The organism is Pseudacidovorax intermedius (assembly GCF_001476815.1).
In the GTDB taxonomy this organism is placed as follows: domain Bacteria; phylum Pseudomonadota; class Gammaproteobacteria; order Burkholderiales; family Burkholderiaceae_C; genus Xenophilus; species Xenophilus intermedius_A.
This window is the reverse complement of record NZ_LDSL01000261.1, coordinates 1-720: the sequence shown is the minus strand read 5'-3', so window position 1 is coordinate 720 and position 720 is coordinate 1. Positions and strand designations below refer to the sequence as shown.

Here is a 720-nt window from a genome sequence, read left to right as displayed (position 1 = left end):
TGGGCTCGGGACCGTTCCCGACCGAGCTGTTCGACGAGAGCGGCGACTGGCTCCGCTCCCGCGGCTTCGAGTTCGGCACGACCACGGGTCGCCCCCGCCGCGTCGGCTGGTACGACGCCCCGATCACGCGCTACGCGACGCGCATCAACGGGATCACCGACCTCGTGCTGACCAAGCTCGACATCCTCGGGGGCCTCGAGCAGATCCCCGTCTGCGTCGCCTACGACGTCGACGGTGTGCGCTTCGACGACCTGCCCGTCAACCAGACGGACTTCCACCACGCGAAGCCGATCCTCGAGTACTACCCGGGCTGGAGCGAAGACATTTCCACCGCGCGCACCTTCGACGACCTGCCGCAGAACGCGCAGGACTACGTCCTCGCGCTCGAGAAGATGAGCGGCACGCGCATCTCGGTCATCGGCGTCGGTCCGGCTCGCGACCAGGTGATCGTGCGACACAACCTGATCGACTGACATGCGGTTCTGGGTGGGGGCCTACGCGGGCGACGCGGGATCAGTCGAGGGCATCGGCATCCTGCAGGCCGGAGACGCCGACTCGGTCTGGGCGTCGGGTCCGCTCGGCATGGTCGGCACCGCCGTGCCCGCGCCCGGCTCGGCGTCGTGGCTCGCCGCCCACCCGACGCACGACCTGCTATACGCCGCGCTCGAATCCGACGGCACGGTGCAGGCCTACCGCCGCACGAGCGAGACGCGCCTGACC

General features: G+C 69.9%; 2 protein-coding genes. Both read left to right on the top strand.

Features of this window, described 5'->3' with window-relative positions; all coding sequences use genetic code 11:
* On the top strand, positions 1-473 hold a 473-nt coding region (locus tag NS331_RS25110), incomplete at its 5' end, for an adenylosuccinate synthetase (RefSeq protein ID WP_193758218.1).
* Between the two features lies 1 nt (position 474).
* Positions 475-720 (top strand): lactonase family protein (locus NS331_RS25105; RefSeq protein ID WP_206597367.1); only part of this gene is annotated, 246 nt, incomplete at its 3' end.